The organism is Sporosarcina sp. NCCP-2222, assembly GCF_023168145.1.
Taxonomy (GTDB): domain Bacteria; phylum Bacillota; class Bacilli; order Bacillales_A; family Planococcaceae; genus Sporosarcina.
Window position 1 is genome coordinate 505595 of record NZ_BQYK01000002.1, and the last position, 20696, is coordinate 526290.

18 protein-coding genes and 1 tRNA gene are annotated in these 20696 nt (G+C 44.8%); 8 read left to right on the forward strand and 11 right to left on the reverse strand.

Annotated elements, in window-relative coordinates; genetic code table 11:
• Positions 1–76 precede the first annotated feature (76 nt).
• Positions 77–1708 carry a hypothetical protein gene (locus tag NCCP2222_RS06520; protein ID WP_248510728.1) on the reverse strand — a complete coding sequence of 544 codons (1632 nt, stop codon included), beginning with the start codon at positions 1706–1708 and terminating at the stop codon, positions 77–79.
• Entirely contained in the window at positions 1701–2498 is a 798-nt protein-coding gene (locus NCCP2222_RS06525) for an ABC transporter ATP-binding protein (protein WP_248510729.1), read from the reverse strand. Before NCCP2222_RS06525 ends, NCCP2222_RS06520 begins: the two co-directional genes overlap by 8 nt.
• A 173-nt stretch (positions 2499–2671) precedes the next feature.
• Here NCCP2222_RS06525 and NCCP2222_RS06530 point away from each other — a divergent pair, with 173 nt between their 5' ends.
• Positions 2672–3637, forward strand: a complete 966-nt coding sequence (locus NCCP2222_RS06530; RefSeq protein ID WP_248510730.1) for a hypothetical protein — start codon at positions 2672–2674, stop codon at positions 3635–3637.
• 274 nt (positions 3638–3911) lie between these two features.
• On the forward strand, positions 3912–4172 hold the full coding sequence (locus NCCP2222_RS06535; RefSeq protein WP_248510731.1) for a DUF2188 domain-containing protein: 261 nt from the start codon (positions 3912–3914) through the stop codon (positions 4170–4172).
• Between the two features lie 36 nt (positions 4173–4208).
• On the opposite strand, the gene NCCP2222_RS06540 is transcribed toward NCCP2222_RS06535, so the two are convergent.
• On the reverse strand, positions 4209–4388 hold the full coding sequence (locus NCCP2222_RS06540; protein WP_248510733.1) for a hypothetical protein: 180 nt from the start codon (positions 4386–4388) through the stop codon (positions 4209–4211).
• 106 nt (positions 4389–4494) lie between these two features.
• Here NCCP2222_RS06540 and NCCP2222_RS06545 point away from each other — a divergent pair, with 106 nt between their 5' ends.
• A complete protein-coding gene (locus NCCP2222_RS06545; RefSeq protein WP_375709164.1) occupies positions 4495–4725 on the forward strand; it encodes an antibiotic biosynthesis monooxygenase in 231 nt (76 codons plus the stop codon).
• Positions 4726–4784: 59 nt separating this feature from the next.
• On the opposite strand, the gene NCCP2222_RS06550 is transcribed toward NCCP2222_RS06545, so the two are convergent.
• From NCCP2222_RS06550 to NCCP2222_RS06570, 5 genes are all read right to left on the reverse strand, one after another.
• Positions 4785–6293, reverse strand: coding sequence for an S-layer homology domain-containing protein (locus tag NCCP2222_RS06550; protein ID WP_248510735.1), 1509 nt, complete (start codon positions 6291–6293; stop codon positions 4785–4787).
• Positions 6294–6530: 237 nt separating this feature from the next.
• Complete coding sequence (locus NCCP2222_RS06555; RefSeq protein WP_248510737.1) at positions 6531–7772, reverse strand: copper amine oxidase N-terminal domain-containing protein; 1242 nt, start codon at positions 7770–7772, stop codon at positions 6531–6533.
• Between the two features lie 148 nt (positions 7773–7920).
• Positions 7921–8481 carry a GNAT family N-acetyltransferase gene (locus NCCP2222_RS06560; RefSeq protein WP_248510738.1) on the reverse strand — a complete coding sequence of 187 codons (561 nt, stop codon included), beginning with the start codon at positions 8479–8481 and terminating at the stop codon, positions 7921–7923.
• A gap of 15 nt (positions 8482–8496) precedes the next feature.
• Positions 8497–8838 (reverse strand): zinc ribbon domain-containing protein YjdM, encoded by a 342-nt coding sequence (locus NCCP2222_RS06565; protein WP_248510740.1) that lies wholly within the window; start codon positions 8836–8838, stop codon positions 8497–8499.
• A gap of 67 nt (positions 8839–8905) precedes the next feature.
• On the reverse strand, positions 8906–9739 hold the full coding sequence (locus NCCP2222_RS06570; RefSeq protein ID WP_248510742.1) for a DUF2785 domain-containing protein: 834 nt from the start codon (positions 9737–9739) through the stop codon (positions 8906–8908).
• Between the two features lie 182 nt (positions 9740–9921).
• Here NCCP2222_RS06570 and guaC point away from each other — a divergent pair, with 182 nt between their 5' ends.
• Positions 9922–10905 (forward strand): GMP reductase, encoded by a 984-nt coding sequence (gene guaC, locus NCCP2222_RS06575; RefSeq protein WP_248510743.1) that lies wholly within the window; start codon positions 9922–9924, stop codon positions 10903–10905.
• A gap of 84 nt (positions 10906–10989) precedes the next feature.
• Here guaC and NCCP2222_RS06580 read toward each other — a convergent pair whose 3' ends face one another.
• Positions 10990–12546: a sensor domain-containing diguanylate cyclase gene (locus NCCP2222_RS06580; protein WP_248510744.1), complete on the reverse strand. Its 1557-nt coding sequence runs from the start codon at positions 12544–12546 to the stop codon at positions 10990–10992.
• 146 nt (positions 12547–12692) lie between these two features.
• Entirely contained in the window at positions 12693–13004 is a 312-nt protein-coding gene (locus NCCP2222_RS06585) for a hypothetical protein (protein WP_248510746.1), read from the reverse strand.
• Positions 13005–13169: 165 nt separating this feature from the next.
• On the opposite strand from NCCP2222_RS06585, the gene NCCP2222_RS06590 reads away from it, so the two are divergent.
• The 4 genes from NCCP2222_RS06590 (at position 13170) to NCCP2222_RS06605 (ending at position 18434) form a co-directional block, all read left to right on the forward strand.
• On the forward strand, positions 13170–14837 hold the full coding sequence (locus tag NCCP2222_RS06590; protein ID WP_248510748.1) for an ABC1 kinase family protein: 1668 nt from the start codon (positions 13170–13172) through the stop codon (positions 14835–14837).
• 88 nt (positions 14838–14925) lie between these two features.
• Positions 14926–16437 (forward strand): APC family permease, encoded by a 1512-nt coding sequence (locus NCCP2222_RS06595; RefSeq protein ID WP_248510750.1) that lies wholly within the window; start codon positions 14926–14928, stop codon positions 16435–16437.
• A 147-nt stretch (positions 16438–16584) separates the two neighbouring features.
• A tRNA-Asn gene (locus NCCP2222_RS06600) sits at positions 16585–16656 on the forward strand.
• A 104-nt stretch (positions 16657–16760) separates the two neighbouring features.
• Positions 16761–18434 carry a ribonuclease J gene (locus tag NCCP2222_RS06605; RefSeq protein WP_248510752.1) on the forward strand — a complete coding sequence of 558 codons (1674 nt, stop codon included), beginning with the start codon at positions 16761–16763 and terminating at the stop codon, positions 18432–18434.
• Positions 18435–18474: 40 nt separating this feature from the next.
• Here NCCP2222_RS06605 and NCCP2222_RS06610 read toward each other — a convergent pair.
• On the reverse strand, positions 18475–20696 hold a 2222-nt coding region (locus NCCP2222_RS06610; RefSeq protein WP_248510754.1), incomplete at its 5' end, for an ABC transporter permease subunit.

A 20696-nucleotide genomic window follows, 5' to 3' on the forward strand; every position in this document is an offset into this window, starting at 1 on the left:
CTCCGTCCTATTTCAGTATCCTTCATTATACGCGAACAAAGGCTCCCTTTACAGTCCTAGGAACAAGGCAGACGTGTCACTGATTCATAGATCTTTTACTAAATGCGAAACGCCATGTTATGGCGCCGGCAACAAGCAGCAGGGCAATGTACACATAGATCCCAAAATCAAAACGATTGGCAAATGTATGCGCAGCAACAAACAACAACGTTAGTAAACCAATCAAAAACATTTTAAACGAACCGCCATCCTGAGCGAATTGGAAGGACAACGAGAAGGGAAACGAATCCCGGTCCATCAACAGATAAACAATCGCGGTAAACAGTACACCTCCAACAGCTACTGCAATGAGATCCGGAATAACAGAAGTTGAGAAAATACCGATGAAAATAACCGATAAGAATAGAAAAACTGGTGCATACATAGTCGTCAAAAACGCCTTCAATGTCCCGCTAAATACGATGTGAGGCTGTTCTATCGGTGCGGCCTTAAAAATCCAACCGCCTTTATAACTGCCCGAATATCGAAGCATATGGACGACAGTCGGGATAATGAAATTTAGGAAATAGATAAACAAAAACATGCTTCCTGTGCCGATGTCTGCCAGAGACCGTTCCCTGAGCTCCATAATGATAAAAATGAAAGGAAACACAACTCCCATCGCCAGTACAGGATAGACTTTCAGTTTAAATTCCCTCTCCTGTCGCATCATTAATGTGGCAAACCGGAAAAATACCCTCTCCTCTTTGGAGCGGCACGTCAACTTGGCCAGCATTTCAATGATCCGATGGGGCTTCCTCTTCCGTTCCTTCGCCACGCCCATCAATTTATCAAGACTCCGCTCAAAAGCAGGCATTAAACGAATATACAACAGGACAGCGAGGACCGGCACAAGCACTCCGAGAATGGAACCGAGGACAATGCCAGCGGAGTAATTTCCATTAAGAAGCATTTCAAATGTGGAGCCGTACCACAAAGGCGGCAGTAACAGATGCCACCAGTTGAATGTATAAGAGATATCAAAATTTACTATATCAAAGGATCGGGCTACGACTTGATAACCGATAATTGTCCCGACAGATAGAAGGATCTGCACATAATTAATGATATCCTTCAGCTTTTCCCCATCGAAAAATCGCAGCACGGCCAAGTAAAGCAAGGAAGTGATGACAATGACAAGCGCGATGGTCAACCCGATATCTACGAGAAACAGCAACGTAAATAGAATACCTTTTTTAAAGAGGCTGACCAAAAGCGGCAATAGCAGAAGCGAGCCGCTGACAAAAAACATGTAAATGAGAATATGCAGTATTTTAGCTGCATTGATTGTCTTGCTGTCGACCGGTTTTGTATGCAAAATGTTTTTATCCCGGATGTCCAGCAGCACGGAAGAGAAATCCGCAATCATCGTCGTGGATAATATGAAAATGATAATGCCGAAGCTGATGCCCATTTGAAAGACTAATTGATTCCCAAAAAATAAAAAAGGAGTGATCAACAGACCGTATAGTGCGTAAATCCACAATGATTTCAGGAACTGATTGCCTTCCTTTTTCCCCCGCGTATCATTAAAAATCGTCGGCACTCTTCTGCCATCCATCGTCAATTTCATTCGCAATATGATCAGAAGAGCGTTATAATCGATACCCAGTTTTATTAACAAGGGCTTGAACAGCGAAATGACTTGAAGGGATCGGTACTCACGCATCGGCATCCCCGTCCTGCATAATGGAGATGAAACGGGACGCCCGTTCCCCATGATCTGTGAAGCCCGTCAATTGATTGAAAATGCCGGACAAGGTGCCTTCCTGGCTTAATTCCTGCAACTCCTCAAATGTCCCGTCCGCGACCACCTCTCCCTTAACGAGAAGAACAATCCGATTGCTGATCTTTTCAACGACATCCATAATATGCGACGAATAGAAAATCGTCTTTCCTTGTTCCGCGAGCTGCGCCAGCATCTCCCTGATAATCATCATACTGTTGGCATCCAAGCCGCTCAGCGGTTCATCAAGAAATAATAGATCGGGATTATGCAGCAAACTCGATGTGATGAGCACTTTCTGCCTCATTCCTTTCGAAAAGGATGAAAGTCTCGTATCCATCACACTGAAGAGATCGAATTCCTTCAGCAGTTTTTCTGCCTTCTGCTCTGCGTAGTGGCGTTCCATCCCATAGAGCTCCCCTGTAAACACTAAGAACTCCATCGCCGTCAAATTATCGTAAAGTTCCGCCTGTTCAGGCACATATCCGATTCTTCGCTTATAAGAAATATCCCCTTGGGCAATATCCTCGCCGAACAGCTCAACCGTCCCTTGATAGTTTTGGATCAAACCAAGCATTATCTTTACCGTCGTACTCTTCCCCGCCCCATTCGGTCCAATATACCCGATGATTTGGCCGCGCTTCACTTCCAAATTAACTCGGTTCAGGACCAGCTTTCCGCCATAATCCATCGTCAAATCCCGCAGGACTAAAATGTTTTCGGTTGTTTCCATGCACCCACCCCACTCCTAAAGATTCTTTCTTGTTAGTTTATACGAACCAAATTGGAAATGGTTCCCTGAGGAAACGATGAGAAACTTCTTATGAAACTCTCATTTTCCTCACAGAGTCCTCTCAAAATGCGGAGGTATGATAAGGACATACCAAAACAAAGGAGACGATGAACATGAACAAATTACTAGCAACTACACTAACCGCAGCACTTTTATCAGCAGGAGGATTCAGCGCAGCCAACGTACTACATACGGACAAAGTGGAAGCGGCGCAAACGCAGAAAGTAACCGGGGCATCCCAATATGGCTCCAACTATCAACTACAAATCGCAGCCGATACGCTTACACAACTTCCTGAGTACGCAACAGTGGCAAGCAAAGTCGATGTATCTGGATTGCAAGCGAAAATTACAGAGGACTCCAACTACAAGCGCGTCATCCTCTTTAAGGAAGCGAACGGACAAGGCAAATATAAATCCATCTTTGTAAAAAACACTAACACGCTAGAAGTGATCGACTTGAAAGCAGGACAAGTATTCTACGGCACTATCACAACTGACGACACAACACCGGCACCAGAAGCAAAACCGGAACAACCGGTTCAAAGCGCGATCAGTTCATTACCGGAATACGCAACGCTCACTTCTAAAGTCGACGTCGCCAGCTACAAAGCAGCAGTTGTCGAAGACAACTTCAACAAACGAGTAATTGTTTTGAAAGACGACAATGGCCGTGAGCAGTTTAAGTCCATCTTTGTGAAAGAAACAAACACCTTGAAAATCATCGACACTAAAGGCGGCCAAATCTTCTATGGCGTTATCACTGCAGAATCAACACCGAGTGCGGCTCAACCAGTTGAACAACAGGCAGCTCCAGCAGTCTCTGTGCAACAAGTGAAACAACAAGCAGCTCCAGCAGCAAGCGGCATCAGCGCGTTGCCTGAATACAACAAGCTCGCTTCCGTCGTGGATGTCGCAAGCTACACGGCACAAATCGCCGAAGATAACTACAGCACACGCACCATCCTATTAAAGGATGCGAAAGGTAGCGTCCAATACAAATCCATCTTCGTGAAACGGACTAACATGCTCAAAGTCATCAATACACGTGGCGGCATGGTATTCTACGGATCTCTATAAGAGAATATGATAAGGAAGGAAGCAGGCGCTCTTATGCGTCTGCTTTTTTAGGGTATCTGGATCAGATTAGCTGGAGGTATCGTTCACTTCGCAAGAGGTTTCGAGCAACTCTGGATTCATCATACAGTCAGCGGTGTTTCTGGAAGTCTGTTTTTCTGTCATTCTCCAAACAGCACAATCCTTCCAGTTTTGATTTCCACTAGACGGGTAATGAATGATTACATAATTGATTGTCTCTGTAGCATTACCATTTTAGCAGGAAGGAGGTTGTTGTATGGCTGATCACCAAAAGCGTGACCAAGAAGATTATTTCGAGGATCGGGCTGGTACAGATGATGCCCGGTTCCACGTTGTTCCGCATGATGAGGACGGCTGGGCTGTGAAGAAAGAAGGAAACGAAGACCCGGCTTACACGTCGGGATCGCGCGATGAAGCTGTTGAGGAAGCAAAGCGGATGGCGCAAGAAGCCGGCACGATGGTCTATCTTCATGGTGAGGATGGCAAGATTGAGAAACAGCTTGAATATGGTGATTGAATAGAAAATGCCCAGGGTGCACGCCCTGGGCATTTCTTATTGCAATTCCTGGTAGTCTTTCATAAAACGGCCGCCGTCTTTTACGTCAGAATGATATAATGCTTTTAACGCAAAGCTCTTTTCGAGTTCATGTTCCTTCATAATTTGCTGCAGTCGCTTCGACAGCTCCGCATTGTTTTTTACGAGACGCTCCATTTTCGGTTTGGAGTATTGCATTCGGCATCCCTCCTACCCCTTACCTTACCATGAATCCTTATTTATAAACGGTCTTGGCGTAAATATTTTCTTAAGAATTGTCATTGACCGCTTCAGTGGTGAATGATTGATTGAGAAGCAACCAGGTTTCGTTGGTTTAGAGGTCCTTCTGAAAGAAGTGCGCCGCGGCGATGAGGAAGTTCTTATTGTCGTCCGTTGGCAATCAAAAGAGGATTGGAAAAATTGGGAGAAGAGTCCCGAACATATCGCTGGCCACAAAGCGAATGCCGGCAAGCCGAAGTCCGATCACATAATCGAAGTGCAGCAGTCTACTTATGAAACTAAAGTGTCCAAATAATTAAAGCTCTTTTGAACAAAAAGCCAGCCGGCCCTTGAGAAAGCGACCGGCTGGGTTCATTATTTCAAATATCTTCTTGCACCCGCGTAATTCGTTTTATAAATCCCTGCGTTAATCGAGATGATTTCAATCTTCCTTGAGGAATTCGGTGCGTGTATCATTTTCCCGTCTCCGACGTAAATGGAAACATGATATACCTTCCCCGTCCCGCCGTTATATGCAAAGAACATCAGGTCACCTGGCTGCAAATTGCTTCGTTTCACCGGCGTACCATGTGTCGCTTGGACAAACGAATCTCGGGGAATCAAAATTCCATGGTTCCGGTACACGGCATACATTAACCCGGAGCAATCATACCCGTACGCAGATGCACCGGCCCATACATATGGCAAGCCAAGATACCGCTTGGCACTGTCGACGATGTCCTTTTGAGTCGGTTTCGGTATAGCCGCGTAGGCATCATACACTTTTACGTCCGCTTTACGAATATATTTGATTCCATCCGTGTTCGTGTTCACTTTCAGCCAATCTCCTTCCTCACTTAGGACAGTTAGGATTGTCGAATAGCTGATGTCCATGAATTTATATTTATTATGGAGTTTTGGCTCCTTGTACAATGACGCAATTTTTGCTTCCACGATGGCAATCGCGCAATCTTCATAGTTAGAATAATATTCCTTCACATGTGATTTTGGCACCCAGCCTTGATAGCCATTTTTGTGCCCGGTCTTTGCTTGGCTCTTCACCGCAATGTACAGCCAATCGCCCTCCGACTTGATGACTTCTACTTCATCCCCATACAACGCCTGAGTATCCGTCCGTCCGACCAGCCACAATTTTTGCACGATGTTCATACTCCTTGACCACTTTGCCATATCCGGCATCGGAGCGATGGAAATACGGTCCATAGCACGAGCCTGATTCGGTTTATTCCACACATTGGTCACCGGAACACGTATCGCATAATGCTTCTGGTTTGAAGGACGATAACATGCTTCGAACTTCGGCTTTAAATCAGGATTGAGAATACGCGCTAAAAATACAGCAAAATGCGATTTAGTTAAAAATCCGGTCGGCTTGTATGTATTGTCCTCGTATCCCTTCGTCACACCGTTCGCAAACAGTGTCTGAATGGATGGTGCTGCCCAATAAGTCGGGTTTACGTCCCTGAAAAGATAGTCGCTCGTCCCCTTCAACTCAAATGCGTTCACTAAGATGGAAGCCATCTGCCCTCTTGTCAAATTGTCTTGCGGTTTAAATTCTCTTTGTTCGTTTCCACCCATGATTCCGGCAGCCACTATAGCTTGAACAGTTGCATACCCTTCATCCCCGGGGCTCACGTCGGCAAATGTAACATCCGGCAAGTCTTCGACAGGCAGCTGCAACGCTTTCACGATCATTTCAGAAGCTTCCAGTCTTGTAATTAACTTTCCTGCTCCAAATGTTCCGTCCGGCATGGCTGTAACGATCCCTTGACTCGCTAGATATTCAATTTCCGCCTTGGATGGATGAGATTCACCGACGTCTGGAAATAATGGAGCGGCTGATGCTTGAACAGTGTAGGCCACAGTACACAACACAACTACGAGCGACAGGAATAATTTTTTCAGCAGGTTCGCCTCCCTAAGATGATGTTCATTTCCATAATTATACTGTACATCATAAAAGGTAGATATCTATTTTCATAAAATTTTTAAAATTATTTGTGGTTGAAACCGAATGATAGGAACCCAACAAAATATACCCCTGATTGCGGGCACTTTTGTTAGTGTCCGCTATCAAGGGTACAGGGAGACAGTTTTTTCTTAATCAATAAATATCGTTTTCAACGCAGCATCCCAGCGTACGGAACCATTATAAGATTCCTCCACTAATTGTAACGGTATCATTGCATTCCCTTTAATCAGTTTTGACGCTGCCGGCAACGTTATGGACTTTCCTCCGACAGTTGCAACTTTCGAGTTGATCGTTATCTTGACGGCTGGGTTCGAGATCGTAATGACATCACCTTTTTTCGTCAGCTTCATTTCAGGATTGATGTTCTCAAAAACGCCTCTTACCGGGACATACACGATATTGTTTTGAATGACCGGCTGCTGCGATAGGGCGATCCATTTCCCTTTCATCATTATTTGCGGTTCGCCGAGATCCGGAATGAGATCACTGAATGTAATGCCTTCACCGAAGTAGTTTTTGCGTGCATCCGAAATTTCCTGCAAAGTCTTTTGGCGCTGTTCTAAAATGCCGTTGACCGTTTTAGACTTTTGGCTCAAGATATCATTTGATGTCGTTGTACTAATTGTCGTAATGTCTTTTTTCGTTTTGTCTGCAATCGTTTGAATTGATTTATTTTCCTTCTTCAGAATTGCACTCCACTCGGCAAGCGCCTGCTTTTGAGTTAATTTTCCATGTTTATAGTTTTGCATTACGCTCGCTAAAGACGTTGGACTGCTTTGATGTCGCAGTTCAGACATGGGGCTGGCCAGGCTGTTTGCGCTGACCGCTTGACGATAATAGCTCATCGGACTCGCCAATGAATGTTCGTTCACAGCATTTCTGTATTTCATCATCGGACTTGCCAACGATGTTTCATTAATCGCACTCTTATATTGCGACATCAGGCTCGCTAAAGAGGTCGGGTTAATACTTTGCGCATAGTTTTGCATCGGGCTGCTCAATGAATTGGCATTAATCAAACTTTTGTAAGTCCGAAGTTTTGATGAATATTCTTTATTGGAACCAAATTGGCCTTCCAACTTCGCCACATCCGCATCAAGTATCTGCTTTAACTGCGACAAGTCTTGACCCGTCTGTTTTACAAATGTGTCGAATGAGGCTTGCTCCTTGTCCCGATATGCCCGATATTCTTTATTCGTATCGTCTCGATATTTTTCATAAGCTTTGACCGTCTTCTTTTCAAAGGACGTATATTCATTTCGGACCTGATTCAGCACCTTATTACTTGCTGCAGCCGATGCATTGGCAGTCAGCCCAAGAAATAAAGTGCATGCCAAAACAAGGCTGGCTGCCTTACGAATGCTTTTCATCTTACCATCTCCTCACCAATGATTTACTATTAAGAATAAATGAACGCTTCCTTGTTTGGAATATGTAGGAAGTCTCATTACATGACCTATGTTTTTCGTCTCATCTAAACAAAAACATGCTCGCCTTCTTATTAGGCGAGCATGTAAATCAACTTATATTCCATTCCGTTTGCAGTAGAGCATACATATAGACATCCTCGAACTTGTCCCCGGTCCGCTCGTAGTTGCGCAGCAAACCTTCCCGAAGAAAACCGAACTTTTCTACAAGCTTCTGGGAAGCCACATTGGCTGGATCAATCAACCCTTGAATGCGCATCAGATTCATTTCCTTGAATCCATATTCTAAAACGGCCCCAAAAGCTTCTGTCATGATTCCGCTCCGCCAATATTCCTTTGCAAGTTCTGCCCCGACCTCCGTACGTGCGTGCTGATGGGCATATGCCAAGAAACCACAACTGCCGATCACTTGCTCCGGCTGGTTCTTCAACGTGATCCCCCAGCGGATGCCGGTTCCATTTTCAAAGATGGAACGATACCATTCGATCTCTTCTTCTGCCTCACTGACGTGTTTGAATGGAAGCAATCCATAATATTTCATAACTTCCACATCGGACAGGTAACGGAAGATTGACGGTGCGTCCTCTTTTGTCACTTGCCGTAATAAAAGCCGTTCCGTTTCTAGTACTGGAAACTGTTTAACGTTTATCATTTCCCCACTCCGAACTTAGATCTTTTTCACAAATTCCGTCTTTAGTTGCATCGGGCCAAAGCCGTCAATTTTGCAGTCAATATCATGATCTCCGTCGATGAGCCGAATGTTTTTCACCTTCGTCCCCATTTTCACGACAGAAGAACTTCCTTTTACTTTCAAGTCTTTGATGACCGTAACGGTATCTCCATCTTGCAAGATATTTCCGTTTGCATCTTTAAATACTTTCTCTTCTTCCTGTTCAGATCTTTCAGCACCAGGCATCCATTCATAGGCACATTCCGGGCAAACGAGCTGGTTTCCGTCTTCATATGTATATTCCGAGTTGCATTTCGGACAGTTTGGCAAAGTTGTCATGCCTTATTCCCCCTCACCTGTATATATGGTCCCATCGTACCATGTTCCTTTTGCTTGGTCTACATCACTATAGATAGAACCACTTTTGGATATAATGAGCGGCCACTTGTTGCAAGCGCGGTGCCTGATGATTCATCTTTAAGGCGAAGAAGAATGCCGTCATGAAATGAAGCGTATTTGTCCTCGCTTGAAAGAAGGGGCGGCTATATCCAGACCTGGACTTTTCAAGCGCCAGCCGATCAAATACTTGCTCTATCCATTCCACAAGCACCTCTTCAGGATATTCTTGTTTTACCAGTGCCATAATAACCTCAACAAGACGCTTGTCCTCATCGTCCGTATAGACAGTGCCTTTCCAAAAGCTGTCACTCACCCCTTGTAACAGGATCGGCATAAGCCGTTTTTCGGTAAGTGGATGCCCTGCAATTACTGCAGCGAGGTCTGCTCCATGTGCGATACTATGCGCCCAGCCCTTTTCCTCTACGAATCCACGGACATCGCGCTCCTGTTGCAAATACGTTGAACACCGCTCCATAACCAAACGTCTTACGCCTTCCTCCAAATAAGGAGTCTCTTGATCGATTGTGAGCAATCCAGCTAACCACAGGGAGGCGAAGGCGCGTGTGAATACGCTGTCTGTATTTGTTTCTCCTATGGAGCAAAATAATTGTCTGTCACTGATCAGCTCAATTGCCAAGTTCTCCATCACATCGTTTTCTATCAGTCTCTCAGTCAGCAATGTGATGAACAGCCCGTAAATTTGCTCATCCCGCAAAACAGGATCGATCGAACCGATCTCTCCCAGCATTTGTTCCACCAATTGCCCGCCACTTTCTTTCATATAGTCCTTTCGCTCTTCCGGACTCATAGCAATCACTTCTTGCAGTGTTGTCTGTAACATCTCTCCATCCCCTTCACCTTGTTCCTCCTATTATAGACTTTACCTGTAAACAGGTGTAGGAATTTTCAACAAATGTTTCACCCGTAAAACGGTTGACTTCAGTTACAAAATGATGTAAATTACAAAAGTACGAACGTTAACAATTAAATTTAAAATAATATTCGCCTTTAGGAGTGTTATATATGGATGCAGTATTTGATTATGAAGATATTCAATTGATTCCCGCAAAATGTATTGTCAACAGCCGCTCGGAATGTGATACATCGGTCAAGCTAGGAAAACATACTTTCGTGTTGCCAGTCGTTCCTGCAAATATGCAGACGATCATTGATGAGAAGATTGCATTGCAGCTAGCTGAAAACGGTTACTTCTATATTATGCATCGCTTTAACCCAGAGACGCGCGCTGCCTTTGTAAAAGATATGCATAGCAAAGGATTGATCGCTTCCATCAGCGTCGGAGTAAAAGAGGAAGAGTACGGATTTGTGGAGCAGCTTGCAGCAGATGGTTTGGTTCCTGACTACATTACGATCGATATTGCCCACGGCCATTCTAATGCGGTCATCCAGATGATTCAGCACATTAAAAAACATCTTCCAGAAACATTCGTCATCGCTGGGAACGTCGGCACGCCGGAAGCGGTACGTGAACTGGAGAATGCTGGAGCTGACGCAACAAAGGTCGGCATTGGGCCTGGAAAAGTATGTATCACAAAAATCAAAACAGGCTTCGGCACAGGCGGCTGGCAGTTGGCGGCATTACGCTGGTGTGCAAAAGCCGCTTCCAAGCCGGTCATCGCGGACGGCGGAATCCGGACGCACGGAGATATTGCCAAGTCTGTCCGATTCGGTGCCTCAATGGTCATGATCGGTTCCCTTTTTGCAGGTCATGAAGAGTCCCCTGGCCAAACAGTCGAAAAGGATGGCAAGCTATACAAGGAATACTTCGGTTCCGCTTCTGAATACCAAAAGGGCGAGAAGAAGAATGTGGAAGGCAAAAAAATGTACGTCGAGCACAAAGGCAAACTGCAAGATACGCTGACTGAAATGCAGCAGGATCTACAGTCATCCATCTCTTATGCTGGCGGAACGAAACTTGAAGCTATCCGTACTGTCGATTATGTGATCGTGAAAAACTCCATTTTCAACGGAGATAAAGTCTATTAATAGAAAGAGCTGCCTTTTGACGGGCAGCTCTCTTTTTTGTTGGAACAAACAAAAAGGCAGAGGGGGGACCCCTCCACCTGTTCTTTATACGTTTTGCTTCGTTTGGCCAATCGTCCGATTCCGCCCGGTCTTTTTCGCTTCGTAAAGCGATTCATCGGCGAGTTCCAGCAATTCCGCAGGATGCAATGCATGCTCTGGAAAAGCGGCGACACCTGCAGAGATGGTGACTATTTCACCACAAGGACTGACGGTGGATTCCATTTTTTTGCGAAGCCGCTCGGCCACTTGATACGCGCCTGCTGCATCTGTTTCAGGCAAGAGAATAACAAATTCCTCTCCGCCAAACCGGCAGCAACGATCTTGCTCGCGTGACACGGCTTTCATTTCGGTAGCCAGGAACTTCAGCACTTCGTCGCCTGTCGCATGGCCGTACGTATCATTAACCCGCTTGAATTTATCCATGTCCAAAATAATAAGGGCATACGGCATCCCTTGTTCTGTCCATTTTTTCATCGTTTCGTCCATCGACCGCCGGTTCCACACTTTCGTCAGCGGATCCGTCGTGGACTGATGAATGAAGTAGTTTACACGATCTTGGAAGAAATTCAAGCTGAAGTTTAACGCCTTCTTCAATTGATTGGCTTCATAATACCACGTTTGCACTTTGTTGATTTTCTCTTCCTGGCTGTTCTCTGTACTCGTTTCCGTATAGTACGCAAGTTTCTGAAGCGGTAGTGCAATCTGCTTGGAGATTACGAATAACAGGACAAGCACGACAAGAATGAAGGGCAATGTCTTCCCAATCATTTCATTTGTCATAGAGAAGGATGGCGCTATGGCAGACTTTTTCTCTTTCTGGGATACGACACCCCATTTTGCAGTCGGGATGGTGGCATAGCCCGCCAGCATCACTTTATCCTGAGAGTTTGTCACTTCCATGGCTCCGTCGAACCCAGCCATCAATTCCTTAATTACTTTGTTATCATCTATAACCTCGTTAACTCTCTTTGGATCAGGATGGTAAATAATTCGGCCCGATTGATCGACTACATAAACGTATGATCCATCTTTATAAAAATGTTCCCCTAGAACGGTTTGTAGTATATTTTCTTCTTTAAGGTAAATTGTTCCTCCGACTAATCCAAGATACCGGCCCTTCTCATCAAAAATTGGCTGGGAGATGAATATTATCAGTCTGCCGGTCAATGAAGTATACGGCTGGGAAATGAAGGCGCTCCTTTTTTCCAACGCCTCTTTGCCCCCAACCGAGACCAGTTTCTCTCCCTTCAATCCTAAGGTCTGAGGGGACGTGGCTAAAATCTCAGCGTCTTTATTTACAATCAGCACAGAGTTGAATGTATCTGTCTGCTTTTTTAAACGCTCCGCTTCCGCAGCGAGAGCTTCTTCATTTCCTGTTTCTTGAATAAGGTTAGAGAGGCTCTCTGCGCTAGTTTCAAGGATTTGCAATGTCATCATTAAGTATGTTTCAGTCGAATTGGCCAGTTTATCCGCATAAGCTTGGTTCGTTGCCAGAGTACTATCGATGAGCGTTTGTTTGCTCACCCGATACCCTGAATAGATACTACTCACCAATGTAAGAATCACAGACATCAACGCAACCAACGAAATTAAATATTTCAAGGACAGCCTCATGGCCAGTTATAATCTCCTTCTATTCCTAAAATCGCATAATGAATCTACTATACCATTTCTCTTCCTATTTAGCAGTACTTTTTTGCCAGAATAGAAGAGTCCTCTTCCGATTAGTTTCAGAAGAGGACTCTTTTTTATGCTACTAGCACTTCCACTTTCATATCGAGTTCACACATTTTAAAGTAGTTGGCAAAACGTCTTGTCAAAGCGCTTTCCAATTCCTCACCGGTTTCATCAGAAAAGGCCTTTTGCGTAAACGCTTGGATGCCGCAGAAACAATCTTCCACCGGATTGAGAGCGGTTCCTTCTCCACCTTCCCCCTTGCTCACAACGATAAGCGATATGGTCATCGCCGTCATATGGACAACGGTCACATCCAAAATTTTTTGTGTCTGTTCATCCAATCCCATTTGATCGAACACTTTTACTGTAACACTTTGCTTCATTTATTCTACCCCTTTAATTTGAAATCACTTCCAATTATTACGTAAAGCAACAGGTAAAGCAATGGATTTCTGTATTTTCTTTCATCTAACCAAAACAAGTGTAGGAGTCAGCAACCTGCTGTAGGGGTATATACAACCAACTGAGATAAGTTGGAGGGATAGTGGATGTTCAAAAATAAACTTAGACATTCAAAAAGGATGCAGGAGATCATCAATGCTTTTGTAAAAAATGGCCTTCGTCATTTCCTTTTCAGGCTCGGATTAACCAAGCAAGATTCAGCGGACACAGAACCTATCGATCATATAAACCTTCAAGATATCGGAGTGAAATTAAGGCAGACATTGCAGGAGCTCGGCCCAACTTTCATTAAACTCGGCCAGATTGCGAGTACCCGGCGTGATCTCGTGCCATCAGAAATTTCATTTGAACTGGCAAAACTGCAAGACCATGTTGCCCCCTTCCCTTTTGAACAAGTGAAGGAAATCATTGAAAATGAACTTGACGCACCGATCGAGGAATTGTTTTCAACTTTCGATCCAGAGCCATTGGCTACTGCTTCCATCGGCCAAGTGCATGCAGCGCGCCTGTCCAGCGGCGAACAGGTCGCTGTTAAAGTGCAGCGCCCTAATATCCGTCCCGTCGTCGACACGGACCTTTCCATCTTGGCGGATTTCGCACGCTTTCTGGAAGCCAATACGGATTGGGCGGAAACGTACCATCTTCGTGATATGATTGACGAATTTTCTTCTTCGTTGACCGATGAGCTGGATTACCGGATTGAAGGTCGCAACGGGGAAAGGATCGCCAAACAGTTTGCGGAACAGCCAGACATCCGCATACCTGCCGTCTTTTGGGATTACTCGACTGATAAAGTGCTGACAGCTGAAATGCTGCATGGCATTAAAGCCAATGATGTACAGCAGCTTGATGCACAAGGGTACGACCGTGGATTAATTGCACAGCGAATTGTTGATTCGATGTTTTATCAAGTACTGGAGATGGGCTTTTTCCACGGAGATCCTCATCCCGGAAATATTTTTATCCGTCCAGGAAATATTATTGCTTACATGGATTTCGGCATGGTCGGACGCCTGACCGACGAGCTGAAATTCCATTTTGCCTCTCTCATCGTCAATATGCGGAACGGTGATACAGACGGGATGATCAATACTTTTGAAGAGATGGGCATCTTGCCTGATGATCTCGACTTGCGCTGGTTTAAACGGGACTTGGATACGTTACAGACGAAATATTATGATGTGTCCTTGAATGAAATACACTTGGGTGCTATTTTCATGGAACTTTTTCAGGTCGCCTATCATCATCACATTCAAATCCCATCCGAAATTTCAATATTGGGAAAGGCCATCTTGACACTGGAAGGGCTCATCTCGGAACTCGATCCTACTTTCAGCATTATGAAAGCCGTCGAACCGTTTGGGGAGAAACTCATGAAAGAACGATACAATCCATTGAATTTTGCACAGGATTCGATTAAACAATGGATGGAAAACTATCAAATCCTCACTCATTTACCTAAGGATATTAAAGACATCACACGAACGATAAAAAAGGGCAAAATGCAGTTGGATATTAACCTAAAGCAGACCCACACATTCTTAAATCGGCTCGACCAGATTAGCAATCGTCTTTCCTTCAGCATTATCCTACTGTCATTCAGCATTCTCATGGTCGGTGTCATTGTCGGTTCTTCAATTGCGGGACAACGGAATCTATTATGGGATCTGCCCGTCATTGAAATCGGTTCTATTATTGCGGGGCTCATGTTTGTATTCTTGCTGTACCGTATTTTCCGTTCAGGCAAAATGTGATATCACTACCTTTTTGGTAGGTTGATAGGTTTCACTATGTTGATATAGGGAATAAAAGACCTATCTAACTATCTAGGGGGAACAACCAATGGGGACTACTGAACCACCACGAAGGAAAAAGCTGCAGAAAACACTTAAACCGTCATGGGTATTTGCAATAGCACTCGGCTCATCAGTTGGCTGGGGGGCCTTTATTCTACCAGGGGATTGGATTAAAGAGTCAGGGCCGCTCGGTGCAATTCTTGGCCTACTAATTGGTGCATTAATCATGATGGTCATCGCGTCTAGTTATGGCGTAATGATAAAAAAATTCCCTGTTTCAGGGGGCGGCTTTACGTATGCCTTCATCGCCGCAGGGAAAGTATGGGCCTTTATTTGTGGTTGGTTTTTGTCACTCGGTTATATGTCCATTGTTGCGTTAAATGCATCCGCTTTCACACTGCTGTTGAAATTTTTAGCTCCTGGATTTATGAAGCAAGGCTATCTTTACTCAATCGCAGGATGGGATGTCTATTTGCCGGAGGTTCTAATCGCTTCCTTGCTTATCCTGTTGTTTGCCTTCATTAATTCAACAGGAACGAGCGTCTCAGGAAGAATTCAGTTCTACTTCAGCGTCCTGTTAATCGGGGGTGTCGTCTTGCTGGGAACGTTCACCTATGGATTCTCGGAGCAGCCGCTTGAAAATATGAAACCGCTGTTTAGCGGAAAACAGTCGATTTTGACATCCGTTCTCGTCATTGTAGCGATTGCGCCATGGGCATATGTCGGATTTGATAATGTTCCGCAAGCAGCGGAAGAATTTAAATTCTCGCCGCGAAAGGCAACGATCCTGATTGTTGCTTCGCTGTTTACCTCCTTTCTCATCTATGCCGTTATGATCGGTTTGACCGCATGGACGTTCTCTAGCTCGGCAGACATTGGAGAAAGCAATTTATGGCTTACAGGAGACGTCATTTATTCCTCACTCGGCATGGCAGGTCTTGTCATCATGGCCGTTGCCATTATGATGGGAATCTTTACAGGATTGAATGGGTTTTTCATGTCTTCTAGCCGCCTGCTGTTTTCAATGGCACGAGCACGAGCATTGCCGAATGGATTCCGTTCGATGTCTAAAAAGCACCAGACACCGGTTTGGGGCATCTGGTTCGTCGCATTGGTCACGCTTCCCATGCCATGGTTTGGCAGACAAGCATTGACGTGGATCGTCGATATGTCCTCGACTGGCGTTTCTGTCGCCTATCTATTCACTTGTATCGCCGCCTATCGGGTGTTGGCTTGGAAATCAGAACAAGCCGGACGTGAAATCGCTCCGGTCAAAAAGGCATTGGCACTGATTGGAATCATCGCGAGTGCATTGTTCCTGGCACTATTGCTTATTCCAAATTCACCGGCCGCTTTATCGACGCCTTCTTATTTATTATTGCTCGCTTGGGCTGTTACTGGATCTGTCTTTTATATGGCTATGCGAAAAAAATACAACAGCTTATCACAAGAGGAGACCGAATATTACTTGCTTGGCAAATCCATTGAATCGGAAGTGCAAAATGGAGGAAATGAAGAACCAATCCCGATCGATTCCTTATCCGTGAATAAAAGCTAATCTCCGATAATAAATTTTAGGTGGTATAAATTTTTTAATATCGTCCACAATATAAGAGGAACATCGAAAAGTTCACCAGGCTTATATGGCATTTTTTCATTACAATGTATAGTTTCTGAAAAAAAGGCCACGATAAGAGTACAACTTTCCGGAATAGCTCAGCGGTAGAGCAATCGGCTGTTAACCGATAGGTCGTAGGTTCGAATCCTACTTTCGGAGTTCCCCCGGCCTCTCCTTTTGAGTGAGGCACATTAGGCTGTCCCGGTTGCAAATGCAACTTGCGGGACAGCCTTTTTTAGTACAACTACAGTGGAGGGTTCAATATGGAGACTTCTGAAAAAATGATATCCGTTTTTGCGCTAGGCGGCGTGAATGAAATTGGGAAGAATATGTATGTCATTCAATATGGAGATGACATGATTGTTGTGGATTGCGGATCTAAATTCCCCGATGAAACGCTTTTAGGCGTGGATTTGATTATCCAGGATATCTCATATTTGCTGGCGAATCGCGACAAAGTACGCGGACTGATTGTCACACATGGACATGAGGATCATATTGGCGGCATCCCTTATTTTCTAAAGCAGCTGAATGTCCCTGTTTATGCTTCCCGATTGACTCTCGGGTTAATTGAATTACGACTGAAAGAACACGGGCTTCTCCGGGATACCGAGCGAGTGATGATTGACACCGAAACGACGCTTCGTCTCGGAGAGATTGACCTCTCCTTCTTCCGAATCAATCATAGTATTCCTGATTGCGTTGGCGCCGCCTTCGAGACACCAGCAGGCACGATTGTGCATACGGGGGATTTCAAGTTTGATTTGACGCCGATCCATGATGAGTATGCGGACTTCCATAAGATTACGGATATTGGGAAGAAGGGCGTCCTGCTTTTATTATCCGAAAGCACTAATGCCGAACGTCCAGGCTTTACCCAATCAGAACGAATTGTCGGCGAGCGGATTTTAGAGGAATTCAGGAAGGCGGAGCAAAAGGTTTTCATCTCGACGTTCGCTTCTAATGTCCATCGGGTTCAGCAAATTATTGATGCAGCACGGATGACAAACCGCAAAATCGCGTTGGTCGGCCGGAGTATGGTGAATGTCGTGGGAGTAGCCGAGGAACTTGGCTATTTACAAATTCCTGAAGATTTATTGATCGATGTGAAAGAGATTGACCGGCTGCCTTCAGAGAATGTGGCGATCATTTGCACCGGGAGCCAGGGCGAACCGATGGCAGCACTTTCCCGTTTGTCCAGCTCCTCGTATCGTGACGTAGCGGTCCACCCAGGAGACACCATCATCTTTTCCTCAAGCCCCATCCCAGGAAATGAAAAAAGTGTCTCTCGGATTGTCGACAATTTTTATCGGCTAGGAGCCCGTGTCGTTTATGGATCAGGAGGTACAACCGGTCTTCACGTGTCCGGTCACGCCTTTCAGGAAGAACTGAAACTGATGCTCACTTTATTGAAGCCTACCTACTTCATTCCAATACATGGTGAATACCGAATGCTGATAAAGCATAAGGAACTGGCGGAATCGGTAGGAGTGAATGGAGAAAATATCTTTATCATCTCAAACGGGGATATTGTAGATATTAAAGAGGGGGTTGCCAGTCAAACAAGACAAGTCGACGCAGGCAATGTGTTTGTCGACGGCCTCGGCATCGGGGATGTCGGGAAAATCGTCTTGCGCGACCGGAAAGTGCTGTCTGAAGAAGGCATGCTCGTCATTGTCGTATCAATTAATAAAACGGACGGCCAGTTGATTACCGAACCGGCCACCCTGTCCCGCGGTTTCGTATTCGAACGCGATGCGGAGGCCTTATATGAGGAAGTCAACCGGCTCGTGAAAGAAACCGTCCAAACGGCGCAGCCTTCCAGCCGGCGTCAGCGCAACGACGTCAAGCACGACATTCGCAAGTCTGTAGAAAAATTGCTGTATGCCCGGACAAAGCGCAGGCCGATGATTTTGCCGTTCTTAATTGAGATATGAGTATGAAAGCAGGCTGGAGAAACCATTCTCTCCAGCCTGCTTACTGATCCCACTTGCTGGCAATGAACCACCCGATTATCAGAACTAACCCAATGCTGCATAACAGAACTAAGCTGCCCATCATCTCGGTAATATGCAAATTATCTTTAAGAACTGCTCGTTCTCCGTTAGAAATTCGGGCTACATCCAAATACGTGAACGGAGATAAATGAGCAAATCGTGAAAGGAATTGGTCGCTGCCGATATATCCAATGGACCCAATTAGCAGGAGACAAATGACCACACCTGTCTTACTCCGGATGAACAAGGCTAGTAAGTTGGCTAAGACGATAGCGAAAAGAAGAATAAGTAAAAAAAGGCCGCTCGTTTTGATTACATAATTCCCTAATTCCATCAAATGAAATCGGTCGTCTATCGGAGGTGAATTGCCTAGGAATTTGGACGCTTCACTGAACCAAGCCCCATCATAATGCAGCACGGGATAGGCCCAATCCCCCAAACGCCTCGAAATGGTGCCAATGAATAAAAGTAATCCGAGGATAGCGATACTACCACCAATGCCAACTAGTGAATTGTTGATGACTTTCCCTAAAAATAACTCCCTTCTCCTGAGCGGCTGCGTTAGAAGGAAATGCAATGTCGGCCTCTTCCCCCGTTCCTCCGCAAAATCCAATCCAACAAGGAACAGAATAATAACAGATGGAACCACATAGTAGAAATCTTTAAAATTCAAGTAGAGTGAAAAAAGACCACTGTCGTCCACCTTTTTGTTTTGGGACTGAATATATGTTTTGAGTTCCTCATTATCTCCCCATTGATCATAAACTGTCGGCGTAAATTCACCGGACAGAACCGGGCGGAGATTCCGCTCCATTAACCATTTCTTTTCAGCAATACTGACAGCATAAGTATACGGACTGAAATATCGATGGGTAGTCTCCTGATCTCGCTTCTCTTCATTGACAGCAAGCTGGAACTTGTAGAACGGTATCCATTCTTCTTTCTTATAATCTATAAGAGCATTTTCATAAAGAGAAACTTTATCTCTTTCGTTTTCCAGCTTTGTGTGTAACAACTCAAGTGAGGCTGGGTCGTTATAGTAAGCAATACGAGCCTCATTTCCTTCTTCTTCAGCCTTTTCCTTTTCTTTCGTAAAAGATTCGATCGCTTGCTCCAAAGGAAAAACACGGTTCATACGGTGATCTACTATAATTGCTTCAATCTCCTGTAAATATGTTTCTTTCTTTACTACTGTTTGGTTGGCGATGAAAAAAATTTGGACAGTTACCAAAAAAGCCAGTGTCAAAACAACTTGAAATGTAAGAGGTTTTCTTCTTATTTTCCTCCATTCAAATTGGCTGAGTCGAAGTATGAGTGATCTAAACGTTTGGGTTTTGCCATTTGAGAATGGCTGTTTAGTGGCAGATCCTATAAAAAGAGTTGAGGCCCTTTCCGGCAGGACAATAGCCAACAAGAACAGCAGGACACTACAACTTACTGAGAAAATGACTGTCAATCCGTCTTGGGGTCCTGGAGCCTTTGCTACTATATCCTTGAAATGAAATAACCAGAAGGGATTCCACGGCGAACTGGCAGTAAATGAACCGATCAGCAATATAAGGCCCGTTAACATATATAGACTAAACGTATTCTTCACAAAGTTACTCATGAAAAACAAAAGGCTGAAGGCGAATAGAATCGCCAAAATAAATATCACAATACTTCTTACCATATAATGTCCTGCAGAAATAATGGAAACGGTATCTCCCGACGTAACAACAATCGGATAATTCAAGTGAAGAGAAAGCTGGCTATGAAACAATGTAGGGAGAACTCCGATAGCGATGACAGCCGCTATGAACAAACCAGTCATCAGCAGGACACTTGTGTACTTGCAAAAAAACAAGCGCCACTTCCCAATCGGCTGCGTTTGAAGGATCGTCCATGTTTGCTGCTCGCGTTCTGCAGTGACCGAATTTCCGAATAAGAGAAGAAGAATTCCTACACCTGCCATGCCAAATAAAACAGAGGCAATCTTTTTCAAAAACAGAGCGGGAGAAATGGGAAAATCCTCGTCCTCATAAGCAAGCTCATGCGCCAGCATCCATTCATTTTTTTGGATCATCATGTCACGTTCCATTCCGCGAAGGGACACAAAACTGTTTTCATTGCTTTCGAACTCAGCCATATGATTCAAAAATTCTTGCTCAATTGCTGGGATAGCCTGCCAGTCTTGATTGTAGATTGCGCTCTTCCACTGGA